Source organism: Paraburkholderia fungorum, from assembly GCF_900099835.1.
Classification (GTDB): domain Bacteria; phylum Pseudomonadota; class Gammaproteobacteria; order Burkholderiales; family Burkholderiaceae; genus Paraburkholderia; species Paraburkholderia fungorum_A.
The window spans coordinates 256,552-281,854 of the sequence record NZ_FNKP01000002.1; the positions used below are offsets into that span (position 1 = coordinate 256,552).

Sequence of the window (25,303 nt, forward strand, 5' to 3'; positions counted from 1 at the left end):
TGACGATGAAGTTCGATACCACGACGGGGTGGGTGAAAGCGGCTCGCGGACTGCTCGTCGCCGTCTGCCTGCAGGCTGCGACGGCGGCGCACGCGAGCGAGATCGATTTCGCCGCGCCGCTGAACGGCTGGCGCAATACGAGCGGCGACAGCGCGCGTTATACGCAGGACGTGCATTACCCGGCGGTGTCGGTGTCGACGCCGGAGGGGCAGTCGAAGTTCGCGCTGATCGAGGGAGAGATCCGCAATACGCCGAAAAACAAGAGCAAGGGCGACGGTAGCGGCAAGTCGGTCGGCACGCTGGTGGTCGACGGTACGCCATTGCCGCAGCGCGTGGAGGAAGATGGCAAGTTTTCGCGTCCTTATGCGTTCCCTTCCGGCAGCAATAGCGTCGAACTTCGCGCGCCGGACGGCAGCCGCAAACGCGTGCAGTTTTACGACGCGTACAGCGGCAAAACTCAGCCGAAGTTGCGCGTGGTGCTCGCGTGGGACACTGACGGAACCGATCTCGATTTGCACGTGGTGTCGCCCGATGGCGCGCACGCATGGTACGGCGACCGCGTGACAGCCAACGGCGGCTCGCTCGATGTCGATGTGACGACCGGCTATGGGCCCGAGATTTATTCGTCGGCGGCGCCGTTGAAGGGGACGTATCTGGTTTTCGTGAATTACTACGGTAGCGGCGATAGCGGCAGCGATATGACCGTCGCGCAAATCACGATCATCACGAACGAAAACACGCCGGATGAAAAGAGCGAAACGATCCGCGTGCCGATGCGCAAGGCTGGGGAGTTGACGCTGGTCAAGCGTTTCGTGGTGCCCTGAATCAGGATCGTGCGACTCGTTGAGAGCGGACGCACGAAATCCAGTGCGATCAATGACTTGGATGAGTCATGCGCAGGTTGTCCACAGGCTTAAGAACAATTTCTGTGGACAACGATGGAATGCCGGTGTGCCTTTGGCGAAGGCTGAAGGCAGCGCCGGGAGTGCTAGAGGTTCGACTCCCGTTCCTGCGCCACACCGCGCGTCGCCGCCCAATACGGCGAACGATTGTAGTAAGCGTGGACCGACGCGCCCCATTCCACATCGGCCATCGACGGCCAGTGATCCTTATCGAATCCGGGTGCGCTCCTGATCCGCTCCACGGGAGCGTCGAGCACGAAGCAGCGGTCGTCGGTATCGAGCGTGAGGACGCTCCACGGGATCGCGTGAAGCGTGTCGCCTATGCCGAGAAAGCCGCCCGTCGACAGCACCGCGTAGGCGATCCGTCCGCCGCGCACGTCGAGCATGATGTCCGAGATTTTGCCGACATGTTCGCCATCGGACGAAATCACCTTGTTGCCGTCGAGCGTCGACGCAGCCATCACATCGGGACCGGGGCCTTCGCCCACGCCCATTCCAACTATGTTTGCACCTTGCGCGGCGGAAGGGTCGGCGGATGCCGGCTTTGAGGGATCGAGTGTGGTCATGATTTGCTCCTCGTAAAAAGCATAGTGAGGAGCGCGCAACGAGCGTGCCCAAGGCGGTGGGGAGGTGGTTGTTTTGCTGGTGGCTCGCGGTGCTTGCCGGATGGCGCTTGCCGCTTGCCGTGACAGCGAGACAGCGAGTATTTCAGGCAGTGAGGCGGCGTTTGAGGGTGGTTTGCTCTCTGGCGACAGCCGGCTCAGTTGGAGGTGACTACTCTGCACCCAGCCGTGGCTGATTTTCAGCCTGCCGCCGATCAACCGACGCGTACGCTTACTGCGCCTTACCAATGCTCAAGTTCCGGCTAGCGAGCGTCGATAGAGTTTATGACCGATTGCGCGTTGCCCCGCTGCGTGAGTCGCCATGTATCGCCGATGCACGGCGACTTGGCTTTCCGCAGCCGACGGCGCGACGCGTGCCTTAAGCGACTTGAACGGAGGTAGCAATGCAAATTAACAGCACATTGCCAACGACGACGCAGCTAGCGGCGCCAGCAACATCGAACAGCACGGCCGCCGCGAGCGACGCTGCCGCGCAGACCAGCACATCTGGAACGCCGTCGCAGGATGACGCGGTCAACATCTCCACAGACGGCGCGGCGCTCGCTGCGCAGGCGACTCAATCTGCGCAACCCTCTCAGACCGGGAATGCGACACAGGACGCCACGACGGGCGATACGTCGGGAGACGGCGATACGGATTCCGGTTCGGATGTCTCGCCGGTGAAGTCGTTTGCGTACGGCTCGCTTGGGCTCGAGCGGCCGGACCAGCCGCAATCGGACGGCAACTCGTTCTACACAGCCGGACGCTGGCTGGCGGCGGGTATCACCATTGGCGGCCTTGTGTCGCTGCTTATTTGATGCTGGAAATGAGGCGGGAAAGCGGGGAGGGGTGAAGCGGAGGGGGCAAGGCGGGAGAAAAACTGCGCTTGCCGTGCCTGTTGCACGGCAAGCGCGATCGCTAACTAAACCGCTGGATTAGCGGTCGAGGAACGACTTCAGACGGTCAGCGCGGCTCGGGTGCATCAGCTTGCGCATAGCCTTGCTTTCAATCTGACGAATCCGTTCACGCGTGACGTCGAACTGCTTGCCGACTTCCTCGAGCGTGTGGTCCGACTTCGTGTTGATGCCGTAACGCATACGCAGCACCTTCGCTTCGCGCGGCGACAGCGAGTCGAGCGCGTCGTCGATGGCGGCGCGCAAGTCGGCCTGCATCGCAGCGTCGGCCGGCGACGAAGCCGCCGAATCCTCGATCATGTCGCCGAGCGTCGCGTCGCCGTCGTCACCAACCGGCGTTTCCATCGAAACCGGCTGCTTCGCGATTTTCAGGATGCCGCGAACCTTCTCTTCCGACAGTTCCATGCGTTCCGCGAGCACCGACGGATGTGCTTCCATACCCGTTTGCTGCAGGATTTCGCGCGAAATACGGTTCAGCTTGTTGATCGTTTCGATCATGTGCACCGGCACGCGGATCGTGCGAGCCTGGTCGGCGAGCGAACGCGTCACAGCCTGACGAACCCACCACGTTGCATACGTCGAAAACTTCCAGCCGCGACGGTATTCGAACTTGTCCACCGCCTTCATCAGGCCGATATTGCCTTCCTGGATCAGGTCGAGGAACAGCATGCCGCGGTTCACGTACTTCTTCGCGATCGAGATCACGAGACGCAGATTCGCCTCGATCATCTCGCTCTTCGCCTTGCGCATCTTCGATTCAGCCGCGACCATCTTGCGGTTGACCTCTTTCAGATGCTTCAGCGGCAGCGAAACCGTGGCTTCGATCTCGATCAGCTTCTGCTGTTCGGACTGAATCGCCGGCAGGTGACGCTCCAGCGCCGGGCCGTACGTCGAGTTGCCGCGGGCGGCGCGTTCCGTCCAGCCGAGGTCGGCTTCGTGGCCGCCAAACGACTCGATGAACTTCTCGCGCGGCATACCGCTCTTCTGAACGACGATTTGCAGAATGTTCCGCTCGATCGCGCGAACTTGCGCAACCTGGTGCTGCACGTCGCCGCACAGGCGGTCGATCGTACGCGCGGTAAAGCGAATTTTCGCGAGGTGTTGCTGAATTTCTTCGCGTGCGCGCAGATAGGCCTTCGAGCTGACGTCACCGCGTGTATGCGAAGCGTTCATCTCGTCGGACAACATGCCGACCTTGGCGAAAATTTCGAGGCAGTCGCTCGTGAGTTGCTTCAGACGCGCTTCGTCCGCAGCCGACGAATCCGCCGGGCCGACGTCGTCGTCGCTATCTTCGTCTTCGTCACCGTCGCTGTCAGCGTCGTCGTCGGCGGCCGTGTCGGCGCTGGGCGCTTCGTCTTCCGCCGCGACCGTTTCTTCGTTCAGGCCGTCGACCAGTTCGTCGATGCGCAGTTCGCCGTCGGCGACCTGCTGGGCGCTTGCCAGAATCGCGGAGATCGCGAGCGGGCAGGCGGCGATGGCTTGCACCATCTCATGCAGACCGTCTTCGATACGCTTCGCGATGGCGATTTCGCCTGCGCGCGTCAGCAGTTCGGTTGCGCCCATTTCGCGCATGTACATACGCACCGGGTCGGTCGTGCGGCCGAACTCGGAGTCGACCGTCGACAACGCGACTTCGGTTTCTTCGTCTGCCTGATCGTCCGACACCACGGCGGGCGCGTTCGAGTTGAGCAGCAGCGTTTCAGCGTCGGGGGCCTGTTCGTAGACCTGCACGCCCATGTCGTTGAACGCGCTGACGATGCTGTCGATTGCCGCGGTTTGCGCGAAGTTGTCGGGCAGGTGGTCGTTGATCTGGGCGTGGGTGAGGTAGCCTTGCTCCTTACCCAGCTGGATCAGCGCGCGCATCTGGCGCTGACGCTCTTCGGCTTGTTGCGGCGCGAGTTCTGCTGCAACGGGGATCGCTTTGCCAGCTGCCTTGCCCTTGGCCGTGCGACCGGACGGGGCTTTGGCTGTATAGCTGGCGTTTTCGTGTTGCGAATCTTCGCGATCAAAAGGGTTCACGTATTCTCCTCTAGAGGCTTCGCTATGAGACGCAAGACGCGACCGTCAGGCGTTTCGAGCATGGCTCAACATCACCTGAGTGACTCAACGCGGTTGTTTGGCTTGTGCTCTTGGAGAGCAAAAAGATGAGCCCGCTCGAAGCGGGCCGATAGAAAAATGCGAAAATCGCGCGGCTCGCATTATATACGAGGTTGCGCCTTCGCGCTCATGGGGGCACACCAATTAGTGATGCGCGTTTGTCGCAGTACTGCTTGCGCCCCGCTGGTGGCGGGCCGGGCCGAGTGCCGACGTAGGTTGTATATGGCGCGCACCAGGCTAAATGCAAGCCTTCAACTATAGAACAAGTCTCGGTTTTTCACATGACGCGCTAGGCCTCTTTCTTCACCATATATAGGGGCTGTACGTTTCCGGCGTCTTGCGCGGTCTGCCCGCAAGAAAATTCGCGAAAGGGGGTTGACGGGGTTCGGTCTGATCGCCATAATCTCGTTTCTCTGCTGCAGACGCAGCGACGCAGAACGAAGCGGTGCCGGGTGGTTGAAGTGGGCGCAGTTTTGTGAGCGGATCGATCTTTAAAAATTAACAGCCGATAAGTGTGGGCGCTTGATACGCGATGCGAGTGGATCCTTCGGGGTCTGCTGCAAAGCAAAAGCATCAAGTCTCACACAGTAATGAAAGGAAGGTTTTTCTGTCCTCGGACAGATGAATCATTCGTCAGTACGTTGAGTGAGCGACCGGTTCTTAACGGAACCGAAAAACAGTAACAGGTTTGAACTGAAGAGTTTGATCCTGGCTCAGATTGAACGCTGGCGGCATGCCTTACACATGCAAGTCGAACGGCAGCACGGGGGCAACCCTGGTGGCGAGTGGCGAACGGGTGAGTAATACATCGGAACGTGTCCTGTAGTGGGGGATAGCCCGGCGAAAGCCGGATTAATACCGCATACGCTCTACGGAGGAAAGGGGGGGATCTTAGGACCTCTCGCTACAGGGGCGGCCGATGGCAGATTAGCTAGTTGGTGGGGTAAAGGCCTACCAAGGCGACGATCTGTAGCTGGTCTGAGAGGACGACCAGCCACACTGGGACTGAGACACGGCCCAGACTCCTACGGGAGGCAGCAGTGGGGAATTTTGGACAATGGGCGCAAGCCTGATCCAGCAATGCCGCGTGTGTGAAGAAGGCCTTCGGGTTGTAAAGCACTTTTGTCCGGAAAGAAAACTTCCTGGTTAATACCCGGGGAGGATGACGGTACCGGAAGAATAAGCACCGGCTAACTACGTGCCAGCAGCCGCGGTAATACGTAGGGTGCAAGCGTTAATCGGAATTACTGGGCGTAAAGCGTGCGCAGGCGGTTCGCTAAGACAGATGTGAAATCCCCGGGCTTAACCTGGGAACTGCATTTGTGACTGGCGGGCTAGAGTATGGCAGAGGGGGGTAGAATTCCACGTGTAGCAGTGAAATGCGTAGAGATGTGGAGGAATACCGATGGCGAAGGCAGCCCCCTGGGCCAATACTGACGCTCATGCACGAAAGCGTGGGGAGCAAACAGGATTAGATACCCTGGTAGTCCACGCCCTAAACGATGTCAACTAGTTGTCGGGTCTTCATTGACTTGGTAACGTAGCTAACGCGTGAAGTTGACCGCCTGGGGAGTACGGTCGCAAGATTAAAACTCAAAGGAATTGACGGGGACCCGCACAAGCGGTGGATGATGTGGATTAATTCGATGCAACGCGAAAAACCTTACCTACCCTTGACATGTATGGAATCCTGCTGAGAGGTGGGAGTGCCCGAAAGGGAGCCATAACACAGGTGCTGCATGGCTGTCGTCAGCTCGTGTCGTGAGATGTTGGGTTAAGTCCCGCAACGAGCGCAACCCTTGTCCCTAGTTGCTACGCAAGAGCACTCTAGGGAGACTGCCGGTGACAAACCGGAGGAAGGTGGGGATGACGTCAAGTCCTCATGGCCCTTATGGGTAGGGCTTCACACGTCATACAATGGTCGGAACAGAGGGTCGCCAACCCGCGAGGGGGAGCCAATCCCAGAAAACCGATCGTAGTCCGGATCGCACTCTGCAACTCGAGTGCGTGAAGCTGGAATCGCTAGTAATCGCGGATCAGCATGCCGCGGTGAATACGTTCCCGGGTCTTGTACACACCGCCCGTCACACCATGGGAGTGGGTTTCACCAGAAGTAGGTAGCCTAACCGCAAGGAGGGCGCTTACCACGGTGGGATTCATGACTGGGGTGAAGTCGTAACAAGGTAGCCGTATCGGAAGGTGCGGCTGGATCACCTCCTTTCTCGAGCTAACGCATCAAGTGTTGAGCGCTCACGCTTATCGGCTGTAAATCAAGACAGACTCAGGGGTCTGTAGCTCAGTCGGTTAGAGCACCGTCTTGATAAGGCGGGGGTCGATGGTTCGAATCCATCCAGACCCACCACTGTTTCTGCGGTGGCTGCACTAATCGATAAAAAACCTCTGTGATATCTGTATGACTGGGGGATTAGCTCAGCTGGGAGAGCACCTGCTTTGCAAGCAGGGGGTCGTCGGTTCGATCCCGTCATCCTCCACCAATCTTCAATGCCTAGTGTTCTGTGAATGCGCAGAACGTTATGCATTGGCGATTGAGCCAGTCAGTAGGGATACGCGGTTATAGCAATCGCGATATCGGCTGTCGTTCTTTAACAATCAGGAAGAAGTAGTAAAGAGATTCACGAAAGCATACTTAGAGATGGGTGTGTGAGTAGGTGGATCAGGGTTGTGATTGTATCAATGTATGAAAAGGTGATCGAAAGATTGCCTTGGAATACGGCGCAACACGAATACTCAACCTGTAGCGAGTGTGAGAAAACGCGGTCTTCCCAGTGAAGACGGCGGGAGACACACCCGTTATAGGGTCAAGCGAACAAGTGCATGTGGTGGATGCCTTGGCGATCACAGGCGATGAAGGACGCGGTAGCCTGCGAAAAGCGGGGGGGAGCTGGCAAACGAGCTTTGATCCCCCGATATCCGAATGGGGAAACCCACTCCTAATGGAGTATCCATAGCTGAATACATAGGCTATGAGAAGCGAACGCGGTGAACTGAAACATCTAAGTAACCGCAGGAAAAGAAATCAACCGAGATTCCCAGAGTAGTGGCGAGCGAAATGGGACCAGCCTGTACTCTTTATCTTCATTGTTAGTCGAAGGCTCTGGAAAGTGCCGCCATAGCAGGTGATAGCCCTGTAGACGAAAGCAGCGAGGAAGAACTAGGTGTACGACAAGTAGGGCGGGACACGTGAAATCCTGTCTGAAGATGGGGGGACCATCCTCCAAGGCTAAATACTCGTGATCGACCGATAGTGAACCAGTACCGTGAGGGAAAGGCGAAAAGAACCCCGGGAGGGGAGTGAAATAGATCCTGAAACCGCATGCATACAAACAGTAGGAGCCTCGCAAGGGGTGACTGCGTACCTTTTGTATAATGGGTCAGCGACTTACATTCAGTGGCAAGCTTAACCGATTAGGGCAGGCGTAGCGAAAGCGAGTCCGAACAGGGCGATTCAGTCGCTGGGTGTAGACCCGAAACCAGGTGATCTATCCATGGCCAGGATGAAGGTGCGGTAACACGTACTGGAGGTCCGAACCCACTAACGTTGAAAAGTTAGGGGATGAGCTGTGGATAGGGGTGAAAGGCTAAACAAACCTGGAAATAGCTGGTTCTCTCCGAAAACTATTTAGGTAGTGCCTCGTGTATCACCTTCGGGGGTAGAGCACTGTCATGGTTGTGGGGTCCATTGCGGATTACTACGCCATAGCAAACTCCGAATACCGAAGAGTGCAATCACGGGAGACAGACATCGGGTGCTAACGTCCGGTGTCAAGAGGGAAACAACCCAGACCGCCAGCTAAGGTCCCCAAATATTGCTAAGTGGGAAACGAAGTGGGAAGGCTAAAACAGTCAGGAGGTTGGCTTAGAAGCAGCCATCCTTTAAAGAAAGCGTAATAGCTCACTGATCGAGTCGTCCTGCGCGGAAGATGTAACGGGGCTAAGCAATATACCGAAGCTGCGGATGCACATTTATGTGCATGGTAGGAGAGCGTTCCGTAAGCCTGCGAAGGTGCATTGAAAAGTGTGCTGGAGGTATCGGAAGTGCGAATGCTGACATGAGTAGCGATAAAGGGGGTGAAAAGCCCCCTCGCCGTAAGCCCAAGGTTTCCTACGCAACGTTCATCGGCGTAGGGTGAGTCGGCCCCTAAGGCGAGGCAGAAATGCGTAGCTGATGGGAAGCAGGTTAATATTCCTGCACCATTGTTAAATGCGATGGGGGGACGGATCGCGGAAGGTTGTCCGGGTGTTGGAAGTCCCGGTCCTTGCATTGGAGAAGGCGCTTAGGCAAATCCGGGCGCGGAATTCAAGGGTGTGAGGCCATTCACTTAGGTGAAGAAGCAATCGGAAGTGGTTCCAAGAAAAGCCTCTAAGCTTCAGTTTAACAAGACCGTACCGCAAACCGACACAGGTGGGCGAGATGAGTATTCTAAGGCGCTTGAGAGAACTCGGGAGAAGGAACTCGGCAAATTGGTACCGTAACTTCGGGATAAGGTACGCCCCTGTAGCTTGATGCCCCTGCGGGCAAAGGGTGAAGGGGTTGCAATAAACTGGTGGCTGCGACTGTTTAATAAAAACACAGCACTCTGCAAACACGAAAGTGGACGTATAGGGTGTGACGCCTGCCCGGTGCCGGAAGATTAAATGATGGGGTGCAAGCTCTTGATTGAAGTCCCGGTAAACGGCGGCCGTAACTATAACGGTCCTAAGGTAGCGAAATTCCTTGTCGGGTAAGTTCCGACCTGCACGAATGGCGTAACGATGGCCACACTGTCTCCTCCCGAGACTCAGCGAAGTTGAAGTGTTTGTGATGATGCAATCTCCCCGCGGCTAGACGGAAAGACCCCATGAACCTTTACTGTAGCTTTGCATTGGACTTTGAACCGATCTGTGTAGGATAGGTGGGAGGCTATGAAGCGTGGACGCCAGTCTGCGTGGAGCCAACCTTGAAATACCACCCTGGTTTGTTTGAGGTTCTAACCTTGACCCGTTATCCGGGTCGGGGACAGTGCATGGTAGGCAGTTTGACTGGGGCGGTCTCCTCCCAAAGTGTAACGGAGGAGTACGAAGGTACGCTAGGTACGGTCGGAAATCGTGCTGATAGTGCAATGGCATAAGCGTGCTTAACTGCGAGACCGACAAGTCGAGCAGGTGCGAAAGCAGGTCATAGTGATCCGGTGGTTCTGTATGGAAGGGCCATCGCTCAACGGATAAAAGGTACTCTGGGGATAACAGGCTGATACCGCCCAAGAGTTCATATCGACGGCGGTGTTTGGCACCTCGATGTCGGCTCATCTCATCCTGGGGCTGTAGCCGGTCCCAAGGGTATGGCTGTTCGCCATTTAAAGAGGTACGTGAGCTGGGTTTAAAACGTCGTGAGACAGTTTGGTCCCTATCTGCCGTGGGCGCTGGATATTTGAAGGGGGCTGCTCCTAGTACGAGAGGACCGGAGTGGACGAACCTCTGGTGTACCGGTTGTCACGCCAGTGGCATCGCCGGGTAGCTATGTTCGGAAGAGATAACCGCTGAAAGCATCTAAGCGGGAAACTCGCCTTAAGATGAGATATCCCCGGGGCTTTAAGCCCCTTGAAGGGTCGTTCAAGACCAGGACGTTGATAGGTCAGGTGTGGAAGCGCAGTAATGCGTTAAGCTAACTGATACTAATTGCCCGTAAGGCTTGATCCTATAACAGGTGTGTCTTGCTCCCGCAAAGGGACACGAGACGCACGGTTGAGATCAGTGTTGTGCCAGAAACAGCACAACCCCAAAAGCTTCTCTGGTGAGCATCACCAGAAACTACTTCTTCCAGATTGGTTGTGTTGCCCCAAAGGCGACACGACAACAAGTCATGCCTGATGACCATAGCGAGTCGGTACCACCCCTTCCCATCCCGAACAGGACCGTGAAACGACTCCACGCCGATGATAGTGCGGATTGCCCGTGTGAAAGTAGGTAATCGTCAGGCTCCCCAGCAGCATCAGAAACCCCACCCCACAAAGGTGGGGTTTCTGCGTTTACCAGCACCGATTCAGCATCCTGAAAGCGTCGGGGGGCGCATCCCGCAGGCTGCAGAGGAATCCCGGCCATGGCAGGAGCGCGTATGGTAGCGACCGTGACACATGCGGCCAGAGGTTTCTTGCAACTCCTCGTGCCTTCCAAATTATCGGAATAAACGCGCCCAAGCGCTGATAACCCAGTTCAGCAGGTACTGCTTCGAGAATCCGAAGCAACTTATTCCCCGAATACACCAATCATCAATACCGGCCGTGTGGTCTATACGCCGATATCTTCAACGCTTTCCAATCTAAGGCGTTTGCGCGCTTCGATATCCTACGTCTGATCTAACGACGCTCCCTTTGCGCGTCACCCTCGACGGCTCGTCACACACGGCGCTAATCGTCGCCACTTCGTCGTAAAAAACTCCGCGGCACTACAAAGCCATCCGGCCGCCTAAGCCCGTTTACGCATCAGTGTTTGATCCGGCACGCCAGCGATAACGCGGTCGAGCCGTTCGCTCGCGTCTGTTACGACCCAAAGTGGCGCGCTATGCAATTGCCGGTCGTAATTTGTTGCGAGTTTGGCGAAAAGTTCGAATCCCGCGTCGTCCAAGCGCCATTCACCAGTCAATCTGCCGATATCGAACACCGCTGCGACCGCGCCGTCCGCTGCGCCGAGCTCCTCGCCGGTTACCTTGCCGAACCCGGAATCGGCAAGGAATCCGTTGAGCAGCATGACCTGCGTAAGCGTTTGTGCATCGGTCATGCTGCCGACACCGCGGCGCAAGGCGTCGAGCGAGAGGTGCATGCGTAGTGCGAGGTCGTCGGCGACCTGTCGCGGCATGGGCAGCAGCATGGCCTTGGCATGCCGCGCGCGCGCCGCGCCCGCGTTGCGGGATAAGGGGATAGGTTGTGCCATGAAGATCCAAAGTTATGCCTGTGCAGATGCAATAACGGCGCGCTCCGTAAAAGATTGAGCCCTCACCGCGCATACTTCACTGAGCACATCTCAACCTGCGCTGGTAAGTCATTCCGCGACCGCGAATTGCATTCGTTTCAGGCGTTGCTCGCACCTTTTCAGTTCACCAAAGCAGTGGCTTTCGATCCCCCTTCATTGCGTCACTCGGTCGGCAGCGCGGGTTGGTGTCGGTGACAACTGGCGCACCTATAGCAGCGTGGTGGATCTGCATCCGGCCGCTTCGGACGTGGAGCACGTCGCACGACAGCTTTTAAGCAATCAATTCACGCTCTACGTGACGATTACATCAATCACGCTGATAGGGCGCTAAGCGCACATTTCCAACGCAGCCGCTGTCAGGCAGCAAGGCCGCGTATCAGTGAAATGAAGCCTCAGACGTCTGTGACAACGGGGGCGTATGAAGCCGATCCGCACATGATCATTTGAGGCTGTGCAGAATGATCGACTTGCCGGACCTCAACGACGCGAGGAAATCGACAACGTTTAAGGCAATTGTGGATGCCGCATTGGATCGAGGCACGTTGATCTCCAATGGCGCAAGCGCTACCGTGCACGGAAACGCAAAAATCTCGCAGCGTGGGCGTGGCGCGTAAAGTTGCAACGTTGGCAACTTAGCTATAGATAACAGCAGTTGACTTGCCCGACAGTGTTAGTTCAGTTCGTCATTTCCAACTTGATAGCTCTCTTTCCGGTGAGAGGAGACGGTTGACCCGAAGCCGCGAAGTGGTGGGCTAGAGATTCGAGTCGCCCCGGAGAATCATTCCTATAACCGACGGTGGGCGAGATCTTCGCTGACAGTATCTGAGCGGCGAGTAGAGGCTAATACAACTGAACCTTATCTACCGCGCTTTTTGACCTAGGAAGGATGCGTTGCGCGAGACGGCGACGAAGTAGCTACCCAAAGATGAACAGCAAAGCTCTTGATCAACTGGGTGCTTATCACTCACACGTTTCGGTCTAAAAATCGGCGCCGCTAACCATCGCTGACATCGTCGTGCGGTTCAGGCTGATGATCGGCCGCTGACTACGAGTGACGGTCATGCCGATACGCAACTCACGTGCGGCAGGTCGAATGCAATGACGATATTCAACCGGATAGCGAAGTACTCAGCGCATTGGCCAACGCCAACCTCACATCAACACAGATGCCAAAAAAATAACCCTCACTTGTGCTTCGTACTCAGCACATGTTCACGACACGCTCTGCCATACCTGACACACGCAAATTAGAGCTCGCGATAACAAGGCACACGCACGAGTCGCGACATGTCCAACCACTCCGATTCCAACCCGCGTCGCGCGCATGCATCCACTGCTCAAATCGCGAATGTGTCGCCGGCAGCAATCATGTGCCGCATTTCGACGACAGCCCATTCGCATTCGAGTACTGGAATCGACCGGGCCTAACTGCTGGATTCGCAGACCAGACAAAGCGCAACTTACCTCGCAAACTGAACCGAAGCACACATATCGACATAAAATTGCACCGAGGGGTTGTGCTGCGCGCGAGGACTCTCTATAATTCGCGCTCTCTAAAGGCTCGTAGCTCAGTTGGTTAGAGCACCACCTTGACATGGTGGGGGTCGTTGGTTCGAATCCAATCGAGCCTACCAACGAATATGTGACGTAGACGAAAGCGGTTCCGCTTTCGTCTACTGTCATGTTCAGTGTCTCTCTTTTCTTCTCTACCGCCTCCCTGTTTTATAAAAGTCCCTTCTTTCGCGGATGCATTTGCGCGTTCACGTCTGTCGCATTCCGTCACTGTTCTCAGCAATGCGCGGTAAAGTTAAGCCTTCACGCTTTCTGTTGAATCACCAGCAAATCTCCACCGAATTCTCGACCCATCGCCACTGCTTCGTCACCGAATAATCTGCCAGGCGCGCACAACTACGCGCGGGTAGTTTTCAAAGGATGCTGACGCAATGAAGAAGCTCATCAATGACGTCTCCGCAGTCGTCCCCGACATGCTCGACGGACTCGCGGCGCTCAATCCCAATCTCTCGCTGCTGCAAGGCGGCACGATCGTCGTGCGGGCCGATATTGAGGCCGTAGCGGCGCGCAACGAGGTCGCGTTGATCTCAGGTGGCGGCTCGGGTCACGAGCCCGCTCACGGAGGCTATGTGGGCCACGGCATGCTGAGTGCGGCGGTAGCGGGCGAAGTATTCACGTCGCCCTCCACGGACGCGGTGCTCGACGCCATACGTGCGGTTGCCGGTCCCGCAGGCGCGTTGCTGATCGTGAAAAACTACACGGGCGACCGCTTCAACTTTGGCCTCGCCGCCGAGATCGCGCGCGCCGAGGGCATTCCCACGGAAATGGTGATTGTCGCCGACGACGTCGCACTGACCGCGAGCGGCGACCACGCGGGCCGGCGTGGGCTTGCGGGGACCGTGCTGGTCCATAAGATTGCGGGCGCGGCGGCTGCGGCAGGGCGTCCGCTGAAAGAGGTTGCGCAGATCGCACGGAATGTCGCCGCGTCGCTCGGCACCATGGGTGTCGCGCTCACGCCGTGCACGGTGCCCGCTGCCGGCAAGCCGGGCTTCGAACTGGCCGACGACGAAATCGAATGGGGACTCGGCATACATGGCGAGCCAGGCGTGGAGCGCGGCGCGATGGAACCGGCGAACACGATCGTCGGCAAATTGCTGGCGAAGATTATCGGCGACCTGTCGTTGCAAAGCGGTGATCGCGCGGTGTTGCTCGTGAACAATCTCGGTGGCACGCCGTCGAGTGAATTGAGCATTGTGGCGGGGTCCGCGCTGCGTTATCTGGCGGAACACGGCATCCAGGTCAAGCGCGCGTGGGCGGGCACGTTTCTGAGCGCACTGGAAATGGCGGGTGTTTCGTTGTCGTTATTGCGAGTGGACGACGAGCGGCTCGGCTGGCTCGATGCCGCCGCGCACACCAGCGCGTGGCCCGCGTTGAGCGGACGCGTTGCGCCGGTTTCGGTGCGAGCCGCAGCCGCTACGCCCGATCGCGCGAGCGGCGCCACGCTCTCGCGCGACTCCACGTTGCGTCACGCAATCGAAGCCGTCTGCGCGTGCCTGCTGAAAGCAGAGCCGACGTTGACCGCGATGGATCAACGTGTCGGTGACGGCGATCTCGGTATCAGCCTGTCTCGCGGCGCGCGGGCGGTTCTGCAGGAGATCGACGGGTATCCCGCCGAGGCGACGCCGGGCGCCGTACTACGCAGCATTTCCGCGACGATAAGACGTGTGGTCGGCGGAACGTCGGGGCCGCTCTACGCGGTGATGTTGTTGCGCGCGGCCACGACCCTCGAGCAGTCCGGCGGCTCGACGGCGACCGAATGGGCGGCGGCGTTCAGCGCGGGTGTCGACGGATTGATGGAGCTAGGGGGAGCGCATCCCGGCGACCGCACCATGGTCGATGCACTGAAGCCCGCCGCCGATGCATTGCAGTCCGCGCTCGCTCATCGGGAATCCATCGACGCCGCATTGAAAGCCGCCGTCGACGCCGCCATCGAAGGCACGTCACAAACTGCGTCGATGCATCCACGGCGAGGGCGTTCGAGTTATGTCGGCGATCGCGCTCTGGGTCACGCTGACCCGGGAGCGCATGCAGTTGCGTTGTGGCTTGCCACGATTCACGAGGCGGTAGTGAACTGAGTGAGTCTTGAGGGGCGGGTCGTTACGGGCGCAGCAGATCGAACCCGGCCAGCGCGACGACTCCGCTCACGACGATCAGCGCGACAGAGTGCTGTCCAAAATAAAGCAGCCCTGCTGCCGACCAACTCGTCACGGCGAATGCGGCGATACGTTTCATACCTGAAAAACCCGATTCAAAAGCACAAACTCAGAAACCCAAAGCGACTGCCAACAGCCCGCTCACCACGCCGCACACCAGCACGGCAAGCGCCACGACCGTCAACACGCGTCGCGGGAACGAGCGTCCGAGCATCGCCATCGACGGTACGCTGATTAGCGGCAACGTCATCAGCAACGCGCCGGCAGGGCCAGACGCCATGCCGAACGACAGCATCGCCTGAATGATCGGCACCTCGCCGGCAGTCGGGATCACGAACAGCGTCCCGGCGATCGACAGCGCGACGATCCACACCAGGCTGTTGTCGATGTTCGGCCCAATGTGCGGAAACAGCCACGCGCGCGCCGCGCCGAGAATCAGCACCAGTACGATGTATTCGGGCACGAGGCGCAGCGTCATCGCGCCGAGAATTTTCAGCCAGCGCGAAAAGGCGGTGCCGGCTTCGTCAATGGTGATCAGCTTCGCTATTTCGTCGCGCGATGCTTCGGCTTCTTTCGGCGTGACCATGCGGTTCACCAGATAGCCCAGGCCGAACACCATGACAATGCCCAACGCGAGCCGCAAGCCCATCCACTGCCAGCCGAGCACGAAGCCCATGAAGATCAACGTGGCCGGATTCAGCGCGGTGTTGCCGAGCCAGAAGGCGATCGCCGCGCCCGGCGCCGCCTGACGCGCGCGCAAACCGGCGACGACCGGCGCCGCGCAGCAGGTACACATCATGCCCGGCAACGACATCAGGCCGCCCTTCACGACACTGCTGAAATCGCTGCGCCCGAGCGCGCGTGCGACCCATTGCGGCGGAATTAGCGCCTGCACCGCCGAACCTAGCAGAAGACCGAGCACCATTGCCTGCCAGATGGCCTTGCCGTAGGCGAGGGCGTAATCGAGTGCGGCTTGCAGCGACGGCGCGGGCGCGTTCGCCGAGGTGCCCATCAGAATCGATTTGCCGATCGAATGCTGGCTCGCCGCGACGAACGCGCGGTTGTAGTAGGGGAACCACTTCACATAGAAGAGGCCGACCACAGCGATCAGCAGAAAGACGATCCAGCCAAGCGCGGCACGGGGCTGTCTAAGGGTTGTTTGCATGATGAGGTCTCTGGCGTGGGTTTTTATTCGCTGACAACGAGCGCGCGGGTGTTCAGTTGCGCGAGCAGTGCTTTTGCCTGACCGACGACATCCGCGTCGTTCGGGCGGAAATTCATTTGCAGCGCGTGCGGCAATTCGACGAAATGCTCATGGCTGCTGCGCGCGTAGGCGGGATCATAATGCCGCCCGATCAACTCGTGAGCGAGTTCGGCCCGCCTGTTTTCGTCGACGAGTCGTTGCCAGCCGGTCACACGTTCGCGGCTGTGCAATCCGATCATTCGTTGCAGTTGCCCTTTCAGCGAATCGGGATCGTCGAACAGATGCGCGTAGTCGTGCAGCAGGAACGTCGCGCGATCTTCGCGGCTCGACAGCACCTCGACGCACGCGCCGCGATGAAACTTATCGAGCAGCGCGAGCGGCAGCGTGATTGCGCCGATGCGCCGGCTTTCCGCTTCCACGAACACCGGTTGCGTTGGATCGAACTCGCGTAACGCGCTCACGAGCAACGTGTCGAAGCGCTTCTGCGACGGCTGCGGCATGCCCGCCCACGCGCCCAGCAGCGAGCCGCGATGCGACGCCAGCGCTTCGAGATCGAGCGTTTGCGCGCCCGCGTGGTTCAGCGCCGTGAGCAGTCGGGTCTTGCCGCTGCCGGTCGGGCCCACCAGCGCGATGTAATTGAAGGTGGCGGGCAACGCGTCGAGCGTGTCGAGCGTCGCGCGCCGATAGCTTTTGTAGCCGCCATCGAGTTGACGTGCCGGCCAGCCGATCATGTTGAACAGTGTCGTCACCGAGCCGGAACGCTTGCCGCCCCGCCAGCAATAAATGAGCGGCCGCCAGCTACGCGGACGGTCGGCGAAAGTCGTTTCAAGGTGATGGGCAATATTGCGCGCGACCAGCGCTGCGCCGATCCGTGTGCCTTCAAACGGCGACACCTGTTTATACGTTGTACCGACCAGTACGCGTTCTTCGTTGCTCAGCACAGGCGCGTTGATCGCGCCCGGAATGTGGTCTTCCGCAAACTCGAGAGGCGTGCGTACATCGATGATTTCGTCGAAATCACCTGCTTTTTCGAGGCTGACTAAAAGGTTTTTCAAGAGATAGGGGCAAAACGGTCTACGGCGGGAAGCGGAAATTATCTCATGCGCCGTTAATGGCGGCTGATGGACGGCCCGGACGATGAGGGCGCTTCGTAAGCCGAAGCGCCCTCATATCGTCATATTGTCTACGGATATTTCAGGCTACTTCGACACGCGCTTCGCCGTTCACCATGTCGCCGATCACGCAGGCGTCGGCGAATCCGTCGGCGCGGAACAGCGCGAGCACTTCGTCGACCGATTCCGGTGCGCATGACACCAGCAATCCGCCCGATGTTTGCGGATCGGTGAGCAATGCGCGAGCCGTCGACGGCAAACTCGATGGGAGCACGACATTCTTGCCGTAAGCATCCCAGTTGCGCCCCGACGCGCCCGTGAAGATACCGGCCTCGGCCAGGTTCACCACGTCCGGCAGCCACGGCAAATCCGCGTAACGCACGCGAGCGGTCAGATTCGAGCCGCGCGCCAGTTCGAGCGTGTGGCCGAGCAGGCCGAAACCGGTGATGTCGGTCAACGCGTGAACGCCGTCGAGCCGGGCCAGCTCTGCGCCCGGCCGGTTCAGCCTGGTCGTCGCGCCGATCATCGCGGCGTAGCCCGCGGCGTCGAGCCGGTCTTTCTTCAGTGCCGCCGACAGAATGCCGACGCCGAGCGGCTTGCCGAGAATCAGCACATCGCCCGCTTTTGCACCCGCGTTGCGCTTGACGCGCTTCGGATCGACCACGCCGATCGCGACAAGCCCGTAAATCGGCTCGACGGAATCGATCGAATGGCCGCCCGCGAGCGGAATGCCCGCCTCGGCGCACACCGACTCGCCGCCCTTCAGCACGGCCGCGATCACGTCGTGCGGCAATACGTTGATCGGCATGCCGACAATCGCGAGCGCCATGATCGGCTTGCCGCCCATCGCGTAGACGTCGGAGAGCGCATTGGTCGCGGCAATCCGGCCGAAGTCGAACGGGTCGTCGACGATCGGCATGAAGAAGTCGGTGGTGGCAACGATCGCCTGATCGTCGTTGAGCTTGTAGACGGCGGCGTCGTCGGCGGTATCGTTTCCAACCAGCAGGTCGGGAAAGAAGGGCAGCGGCGCGCTGCGCTTGAGCAGGTCGGCGAGCAGTCCGGGAGCGATCTTGCAACCGCAGCCGCCGCCGTGAGAGAGGCTGGTGAGGCGGGGCGAGGGGCTGGTCTGGACGTGGGTGTCGGTCATGATGGCGCGAATTCCGGGCTTCGAATGACCGCATTATGATGGTTGTTCGCACATAGTGCCGAGTTTGGCGGGTGCGCCAAAGCGGCAGCGAGCCAGATTCGCGGGCGGAATCGCGAAAAGCCATGGCGCGGGTCGGGTGTGTCCGGCAAATAGGCGATGGCGCAACAACCATTAACAATCTCTCCGGCGCGTATCGCGATGCTTAACCTGGCGAAGTTTCAACGTTCTGCAACAAATTGACACGCCGGTTTGATTCGTTCGTTTGATACGCGTAAAAGTTGCCGTTCGCTGCCTCGTTGCTACTTGTTGCTGCCCGCGCCGGTGCCGTACAAACCATTGTCGAAACCGCCTGCGCCCTGCGGCTTGTGGCCTTTCGCGCCGGTCTTGCCACGAGAATTGCCAGAACCGCTGTCCTTGCTCTGAGGCTTGTGCGACTCATGAACCATCGAAGCGGAGGGATCGGGCGACGCGCCCATCGCCGAGGTGCGATTTTCCTGCTGTGACGAGCCGCTGCCCTGGGTGATCTGCGCAAAGCTTTCGTCGCTTGCAAGGGTCATCGCGCCACCCATCAAAAGCGAAAGGCAACCGACCGATGCGCGCCATTTTGCGGGGTGATTAAAAGTGCGTTTGAAATCGGAGAGGAAATTTTGACGGTTCATGGTGAGGGCAGGCGTCCATTGGAAGGTTGATTGACCGCCCCCTTCATGCAGCAGAAATAATGCCCGACTGCCTCAAACCGGCTGTGACATTTCATATTTGCAGGCGATTTTAGTGACCCACTCGACACTGCACGACTCCATGCCGGCATCTATAATCATTCTCAGTATCCCGAAAGAGCCGAGGCCATTCAATGACCCATATGTCCCGGCGACAATTTCTAAAGGTCTCCGCAACCACGCTCGCCGGATCGAGTCTCGCCCTCATGGGCTTCTCGCCGACACCCGCGCTCGCGGAAGTCCGTCAATACAAATTGTCGCGCACAACCGAAACCCGCAACACCTGCCCGTACTGTTCCGTGGGCTGCGGCATCCTGATGTACGGACTGGGCGACAACGCGAAGAACGCGAAGTCCAGCATCATTCACATCGAGGGCGATCCCGATCATCCGGTCAATCGCGGCACGCTTTGCCCGAAGGGCGCGAGCCTGATCGACTTCATTCATAGTCCGAGCCGTCTGAAGTATCCCGAGTACCGCGCGGCCGGATCGAACGAGTGGAAGCGCATGTCGTGGGAAGACGCACTCGACCGCATCGCGAAGCTGATGAAGGAAGACCGCGACGCCAACTTCGTCGAAACGACTGAAGACGGCAAGAAGGTCAACCGCTGGCTGACCACCGGCATGCTTGCCGCATCGGCCGGTAGCAATGAAGTCGGTTATTTGACGCACAAGACTGTCCGCAGTCTTGGCATGCTCGCATTCGACAATCAAGCACGTGTCTGACACGGCCCGACGGTGGCAGGTCTTGCCCCGACGTTTGGCCGTGGAGCGATGACGAACCATTGGGTCGACATCAAGAACGCGGATGTGATTCTCGTAATGGGCGGCAATGCGGCCGAAGCGCACCCGTGCGGCTTCAAGTGGGTGACGGAAGCGAAAGCGCACCGCAAGGCGCGTCTGATCGTGGTCGACCCGCGTTTTACGCGCACGGCGTCGGTGGCGGACTATTACGCGCAGATCCGTACCGGCTCGGACATCGTGTTCTTGGGTGGGGTGATCAACTATCTGATCACTAACGACAAGATTCAGCACGAGTACGTGAAAAATTACACGGACATGTCGTTCATCGTCCGTGACGACTTTACGTTTACCGACGGTCTGTTTTCCGGCTACAACGCCGACAAGCGCAAATACGATCAAAGCTCGTGGGACTACGAACGCGGCGACGACGGCTTTGCGAAGGTCGATCCGACGCTGCAGAATCCGCGTTGCGTCTATCAACTGCTGAAACAGCATTACTCACGCTACACGCCCGAGCACGTCGAGCGAATCTGCGGCACGCCGAAGGACAAGTTCCTTCACGTGTGCGAGATGCTTGCGTCGACGGCGGTGCCCGGCCGTGCCGGCACGGTGCTGTACGCGCTCGGCTGGACGCATCACTCGGTCGGCGCGCAGATCATCCGCACCGGCGCGATGGTGCAGTTGCTGCTGGGCAATATCGGCATCGCGGGCGGCGGCATGAATGCGCTGCGCGGTCACTCGAACATTCAGGGCTTGACCGACCTCGGTTTGATGTCGAACCTGTTGCCGGGCTACATGACGCTGCCGATGGAAGCCGAGCAGGACTTCGACGCGTACATCGCCAAGCGCGCAACCCAGCCGCTGCGGCCGAACCAGTTGAGCTACTGGCGCAACTATCGCGCGTTCCATGTCAGTTTCATGAAGTCGTGGTGGGGCGATAACGCGACCGCGCAGAACAACTTCGGTTACGACTATCTGCCGAAGCTCGATAAGTCATACGACATGCTGCAGGTCTTCGAGCTGATGAATCAAGGCAAGATGACCGGCTACATCGCGCAGGGCTTCAACCCGCTCGCCGCGGCGCCGAACAAGGCGAAGATCGGCGCGAGTCTGGCCAAGCTGAAGTGGCTCGTCATCATGGACCCGCTCGCGACGGAAACGTCGGAGTTCTGGAAGAATTTCGGCGAATTCAACGACGTCGATACCGCGTCGATCCAGACCGAAGTATTCCGTTTGCCGACCACCTGTTTCGCGGAAGAACGCGGATCGCTGGTCAGTTCCAGCCGTGTGCTGCAGTGGCACTGGCAGGGCGCGGAAGGTCCCGGCGAATCCAAGAGCGATCTGGAAATCATGTCAGGGTTGTGGCTGCGCATGCGCGACGCTTATCGAAAGGACGGCGGCAAGTATCCCGATCCGATCCTGAACATGAGCTGGCCGTACGCGGACCCGGAAAGCCCCACGCCCGAAGAACTGGCTATGGAGTTCAACGGTAAGGCACTCGCCGACGTCACCGATCCGACCGACAAGACCAAGGTGCTGGCCAAAAAGGGCGAGCAGCTGGCGAGCTTCGCGCAATTGCGCGACGACGGCAGCACCGCGAGCGGCTGCTGGATCTTCTGCGGATCGTGGACCCAGGCGGGCAACCAGATGGGCCGCCGCGACAACTCCGACCCGACCGGCATCGGCAATACGCTGAACTGGGCGTGGGCATGGCCGGCGAACCGGCGCATTCTGTACAACCGCGCGTCGTGCGATGTCAGCGGCAAGCCGTTCGATCCAAAGCGCAAGCTGATTGCGTGGAACGGCAAGACGTGGTCGGGCGCCGACGTTCCGGACTTCAAGGTCGACGAGCCGCCTGAAAACGGTATGAATCCGTTCATCATGAATCCGGAAGGCGTGGCGCGTTTCTTCTCGCGCGACGGGATGGTCGAAGGGCCGTTCCCCGAACACTACGAGCCGTTCGAAACGCCGCTCGGCTACAACCCGATGCACCCGGACAACAAGCTGGTGGTCAGCAATCCGGCCGCACGCGTGTTCCCGGACGACAGGGCGGCGTTCGGCACGCACGAGAATTTCCCGCATACGGCGACCACTTATCGTCTGACCGAGCATTTCCATTACTGGACCAAGCACGCGCATCTGAACGCGATCATCCAGCCGCAGCAGTTCGTGGAAATTGGCGAGGAGCTGGCGAAGGAGGTTGGCGTGGTGGCGGGAGATCGCGTCAAGGTGTCGTCAAACCGCGGGCATATTTTCGCGGTCGCGCTCGTCACCAAGCGCATCAAAACGCTGATGATCGAAGGCAAGAAGGTACAGACAGTCGGGTTGCCGTTGCATTGGGGCTTCAAGGGACTCACGAAGCCGGGCTATCTCGTCAATACGCTAACGCCCTCGGTGGGCGATGGGAATTCCCAAACACCGGAATTCAAGTCGTTCCTCGTCAAGGTCGAAAAGGCATAAGGAAAAGAGATGGCACTGCAATCACTGGATATCAGACGCCTGTCGGCAACGACCACGCCCCCGCCGCAGGTGCGGGAGCCGGTCACCGGCACGGTCGCCAAGCTCATCGACGTGTCGAAGTGCATTGGCTGCAAGGCGTGTCAAACCGCCTGTATGGAGTGGAACGATCTGCGCGATGAAGTCGGCGAGAACGTCGGGGTGTACGACAATCCCGCCGATCTCACCGAGCATTCGTGGACCGTCATGCGGTTCTCCGAGTACGAGAACACCGAGGGCGATCTGTCGTGGCTGATCCGCAAGGACGGCTGCATGCATTGCGAAGATCCGGGCTGCCTGAAGGCGTGTCCGTCGCCGGGTGCGATCGTGCAGTACACGAACGGCATCGTCGATTTCCACGAGGAAAACTGCATCGGCTGCGGTTATTGCGTGACCGGCTGCCCGTTCAACGTGCCGCGCATTTCGAAGAAGGACAACCGCGCGTACAAGTGCACGCTGTGTTCGGATCGCGTGGCGGTGGGTCAGGAGCCGGCTTGCGTGAAGACCTGCCCGACCGGCGCGATCATGTTCGGCACCAAGGAAGACATGCATCAGCAGGCGGCCGACCGCATCGTCGATCTGAAGGAACGCGGTTTTCAGAACGCTGGTCTATACGATCCGGCGGGTGTCGGCGGCACGCATGTGATGTATGTACTGCATCACGCCGACCGGCCGTCGCTGTATCACGGTTTGCCGGACAATCCGAAGATCAGCATCATGGTTTCGGTGTGGAAGGGGCTGGCGAAGCCGCTGGCGCTGGCCGGTATTGCGTTCGCGGCGGTGGCCGGGTTCTTCCACTACACGCGCGTGGGTCCGAACGAGGTCAGCGAGGCGGATGAAGCCGAAGCCCAGCATGAAGCCGATGAAGTACGCCGTTCAAGGGAGGCATCCAATGAAGCACCCTGAGCAGACCGACCTGAAAGACGTGAACGGTCATAGCCTGATCCAGCGCTATACGCCGAACGAGCGCACGAATCACTGGATTACCGCCATCACGTTCGTATTGCTGGCGCTGTCCGGGCTCGCGATGTTTCATCCGGCGATGTCGTGGCTTTACGCGATCTTCGGCGGCGGACAATGGACGCGCATTCTGCATCCGTTCGTCGGCTGCGTGATGTTCGTGTCGTTCCTGATTCTTGCGTTGCGCTTCTGGCATCACAATTATCTCGACCGCGCGGACATCCAGTGGATGAAGCAGATCGACGACGTGCTCAACAATCGCGAGGAAAAACTCCCCGCGATCGGAAAGTACAATGCCGGCCAAAAGCTGCTATTTTTTACGATGGTGCTGTGTTTGCTGGCGTTGCTGGCCAGCGGCATCGTGATCTGGCGGCGCTATTTCTCGTTCTATTTTCCGATCGAGGTGATTCGCTTCGCGGCGGTGGTTCATGCGGCGGCTGCGTTCGTGCTGATCGTCGGCATCGTCGTGCATATTTATGCAGCGTTGTGGATCAAGGGATCGATCGGCGCCATGACGCGCGGAACGGTCACGTATGGCTGGGCGAGAAAGCATCATCCGAACTGGTTCAAGGAAATCATCGGCAAGTAGTGGTTCAGTCTCAGGCAAGTCAGGCCGCGCGCTTCTCCAGGTGCGCGGCACCATGAGCCGCCGCCTTCGTTCGATGATGAACAGCGGCGGCTTTTCAGTTTTCAGAGGTCGATACTTTGGTCCAACGCATTCTTGAAGCCGGCGATATCGAGTCGCTCGATCACACGTCGATTCCTCGCATCCGCACGCCGGAGCGTCTTGCCGTGTTCGCACCGCGTGCCGCGCGTTTGCGTCAACTGGCGGCGCTCAACAATCCGATCGCCGGTTATTTGAGGTTGATGGCCGTGCTCGCCGATGCACAGCAGGCGGTGATCACGGGCTTCAAGGCGCAACCGCCGAGCCGCGAGTTGATCGCGAGCGCGCAAGAGCATTCGATGCCGTTGATTCCCGCGCTGTCCGGCATGCGCGATCCGGCGTGGCATGGCGTGTTGCGTCAGTTGCTCGACAAGTTGCAGGCCGCAGGGCCGTTGACGCCGCCGCTCGAAGCATTGATCGCCCGCTTGCGCACCATCGATCCGGCCGCGCTCGAAGCGCAAGCCGATGCGATTTTTGCGCAGCGTTTCGACGAGGTCGATCCGGCGAGCGCGCCGTTCATCATGGCCGCGCTGCAAGTAGTCTGGACCGATCTCGCCGCCGATATCGACAAACGCGAAGTCCCGTATCTGGAGACGCTCGGTTTGTGTCCCGTTTGCGGATCGCACCCGGTCGCGAGCATCCTGCGCGTGGGCGGTTCGTACGACAATTACCGTTATCTGCAGTGCGGCTTGTGCGCGACCGAATGGCATATGGTCCGCTCGAAATGCTCGAATTGCGATTCGACCAAGGGCATTGCGTACCATGTGGTTGGCTCGCCGGAAGCGGACGAGGCTACGCGCGAAGCCGAATCGAAGAACGCCGCCTTGAAGGCGGAATCGTGCGACGAATGCCATACTTACCGCAAAATCGGCATTCAGTCGAAGGACTACGATTTCGAGCCGTTCGCGGACGACCTCGCCAGTCTCACGCTGGATCTGTTGATGGGGGCGGAAGGTTACCGGCGTGCGTCGCCGCATCCGTGGCTGTGGCCTGAGCAGGCCGACGGTGACTCGGCGGATGAGTCTGCGAGTGAGCCCGATTAAGCATCGACCAGG

The 25,303-nt window shown here is 59.1% G+C and carries 15 protein-coding genes, 3 tRNA genes and 3 rRNA genes; 13 read left to right on the plus strand and 8 right to left on the minus strand.

What is annotated here, in order from left to right; all coding sequences use genetic code 11:
* Positions 1 to 5 precede the first annotated feature (5 nt).
* Positions 6 to 824 (plus strand): YfaP family protein, encoded by an 819-nt coding sequence (locus BLS41_RS17475; RefSeq protein WP_074767042.1) that lies wholly within the window; start codon positions 6 to 8, stop codon positions 822 to 824.
* A gap of 164 nt (positions 825 to 988) precedes the next feature.
* Here the strand turns inward: BLS41_RS17475 and BLS41_RS17480 are convergent, their stop codons facing one another.
* Positions 989 to 1,468 carry a PRC-barrel domain-containing protein gene (locus BLS41_RS17480; RefSeq protein WP_074767044.1) on the minus strand — a complete coding sequence of 160 codons (480 nt, stop codon included), beginning with the start codon at positions 1,466 to 1,468 and terminating at the stop codon, positions 989 to 991.
* Between the two features lie 440 nt (positions 1,469 to 1,908).
* Here BLS41_RS17480 and BLS41_RS17485 point away from each other — a divergent pair, with 440 nt between their 5' ends.
* On the plus strand, positions 1,909 to 2,322 hold the full coding sequence (locus BLS41_RS17485) for a hypothetical protein (protein ID WP_074767047.1): 414 nt from the start codon (positions 1,909 to 1,911) through the stop codon (positions 2,320 to 2,322).
* A 117-nt stretch (positions 2,323 to 2,439) separates the two neighbouring features.
* Here BLS41_RS17485 and rpoD read toward each other — a convergent pair whose 3' ends face one another.
* On the minus strand, positions 2,440 to 4,437 hold the full coding sequence (gene rpoD / locus BLS41_RS17490; protein ID WP_074767049.1) for an RNA polymerase sigma factor RpoD: 1,998 nt from the start codon (positions 4,435 to 4,437) through the stop codon (positions 2,440 to 2,442).
* A gap of 768 nt (positions 4,438 to 5,205) precedes the next feature.
* Between rpoD and BLS41_RS17495 the strand changes: the two genes are divergently transcribed.
* The 5 genes from BLS41_RS17495 to rrf all read left to right on the plus strand — a co-directional run bounded on the left by BLS41_RS17495 (position 5,206) and on the right by rrf (position 10,492).
* Positions 5,206 to 6,736 (plus strand): 16S ribosomal RNA (locus BLS41_RS17495).
* Between the two features lie 64 nt (positions 6,737 to 6,800).
* Positions 6,801 to 6,877, plus strand: a tRNA-Ile gene (locus BLS41_RS17500).
* Positions 6,878 to 6,934: 57 nt separating this feature from the next.
* Positions 6,935 to 7,010 (plus strand) — tRNA-Ala (locus BLS41_RS17505).
* Between the two features lie 322 nt (positions 7,011 to 7,332).
* Positions 7,333 to 10,212: ribosomal RNA gene (locus tag BLS41_RS17510) — 23S ribosomal RNA — on the plus strand.
* Between the two features lie 166 nt (positions 10,213 to 10,378).
* A 5S ribosomal RNA gene (gene rrf / locus BLS41_RS17515) occupies positions 10,379 to 10,492 on the plus strand.
* Together the 16S, 23S and 5S rRNA genes with 2 tRNA genes alongside form the textbook arrangement of a ribosomal RNA operon.
* A gap of 485 nt (positions 10,493 to 10,977) precedes the next feature.
* Here rrf and BLS41_RS17520 read toward each other — a convergent pair.
* Positions 10,978 to 11,442 carry a hypothetical protein gene (locus BLS41_RS17520; protein ID WP_074767051.1) on the minus strand — a complete coding sequence of 155 codons (465 nt, stop codon included), beginning with the start codon at positions 11,440 to 11,442 and terminating at the stop codon, positions 10,978 to 10,980.
* A 1,596-nt stretch (positions 11,443 to 13,038) separates the two neighbouring features.
* Here BLS41_RS17520 and BLS41_RS17525 point away from each other — a divergent pair.
* Both BLS41_RS17525 and dhaK read left to right on the plus strand, forming a co-directional pair.
* Positions 13,039 to 13,115: transfer RNA gene (locus BLS41_RS17525), tRNA-Val, on the plus strand.
* 309 nt (positions 13,116 to 13,424) lie between these two features.
* Positions 13,425 to 15,128: a dihydroxyacetone kinase subunit DhaK gene (dhaK, locus tag BLS41_RS17530; protein ID WP_074767053.1), complete on the plus strand. Its 1,704-nt coding sequence runs from the start codon at positions 13,425 to 13,427 to the stop codon at positions 15,126 to 15,128.
* Between the two features lie 22 nt (positions 15,129 to 15,150).
* On the opposite strand, the gene BLS41_RS39960 is transcribed toward dhaK, so the two are convergent.
* The 5 genes from BLS41_RS39960 to BLS41_RS17550 form a co-directional block, all read right to left on the minus strand.
* Positions 15,151 to 15,285, minus strand: a complete 135-nt coding sequence (locus BLS41_RS39960; protein ID WP_290439522.1) for a hypothetical protein — start codon at positions 15,283 to 15,285, stop codon at positions 15,151 to 15,153.
* 30 nt (positions 15,286 to 15,315) lie between these two features.
* On the minus strand, positions 15,316 to 16,371 hold the full coding sequence (locus BLS41_RS17535) for a permease (protein ID WP_074767055.1): 1,056 nt from the start codon (positions 16,369 to 16,371) through the stop codon (positions 15,316 to 15,318).
* Between the two features lie 23 nt (positions 16,372 to 16,394).
* A complete protein-coding gene (gene mnmH, locus BLS41_RS17540; protein WP_074767057.1) occupies positions 16,395 to 17,465 on the minus strand; it encodes a tRNA 2-selenouridine(34) synthase MnmH in 1,071 nt (356 codons plus the stop codon).
* 139 nt (positions 17,466 to 17,604) lie between these two features.
* Complete coding sequence (gene selD / locus BLS41_RS17545; protein WP_074767059.1) at positions 17,605 to 18,669, minus strand: selenide, water dikinase SelD; 1,065 nt, start codon at positions 18,667 to 18,669, stop codon at positions 17,605 to 17,607.
* Positions 18,670 to 18,968: 299 nt separating this feature from the next.
* Positions 18,969 to 19,226: a beta-xylosidase gene (locus BLS41_RS17550; RefSeq protein ID WP_074771012.1), complete on the minus strand. Its 258-nt coding sequence runs from the start codon at positions 19,224 to 19,226 to the stop codon at positions 18,969 to 18,971.
* A gap of 293 nt (positions 19,227 to 19,519) precedes the next feature.
* Here BLS41_RS17550 and fdnG point away from each other — a divergent pair, with 293 nt between their 5' ends.
* The 4 genes from fdnG to fdhE all read left to right on the plus strand — a co-directional run bounded on the left by fdnG (position 19,520) and on the right by fdhE (position 25,291).
* On the plus strand, positions 19,520 to 22,588 hold the full coding sequence (gene fdnG, locus BLS41_RS17560) for a formate dehydrogenase-N subunit alpha (protein WP_143026304.1): 3,069 nt from the start codon (positions 19,520 to 19,522) through the stop codon (positions 22,586 to 22,588).
* A 9-nt stretch (positions 22,589 to 22,597) separates the two neighbouring features.
* Positions 22,598 to 23,530 carry a formate dehydrogenase subunit beta gene (fdxH, locus tag BLS41_RS17565; protein ID WP_074767065.1) on the plus strand — a complete coding sequence of 311 codons (933 nt, stop codon included), beginning with the start codon at positions 22,598 to 22,600 and terminating at the stop codon, positions 23,528 to 23,530.
* Complete coding sequence (locus BLS41_RS17570) at positions 23,517 to 24,173, plus strand: formate dehydrogenase subunit gamma (protein ID WP_074767067.1); 657 nt, start codon at positions 23,517 to 23,519, stop codon at positions 24,171 to 24,173. The genes fdxH and BLS41_RS17570 overlap by 14 nt, the downstream gene beginning before the upstream one ends.
* A 116-nt stretch (positions 24,174 to 24,289) precedes the next feature.
* Entirely contained in the window at positions 24,290 to 25,291 is a 1,002-nt protein-coding gene (gene fdhE, locus BLS41_RS17575) for a formate dehydrogenase accessory protein FdhE (RefSeq protein WP_074767069.1), read from the plus strand.
* Positions 25,292 to 25,303: the final 12 nt, after the last annotated feature.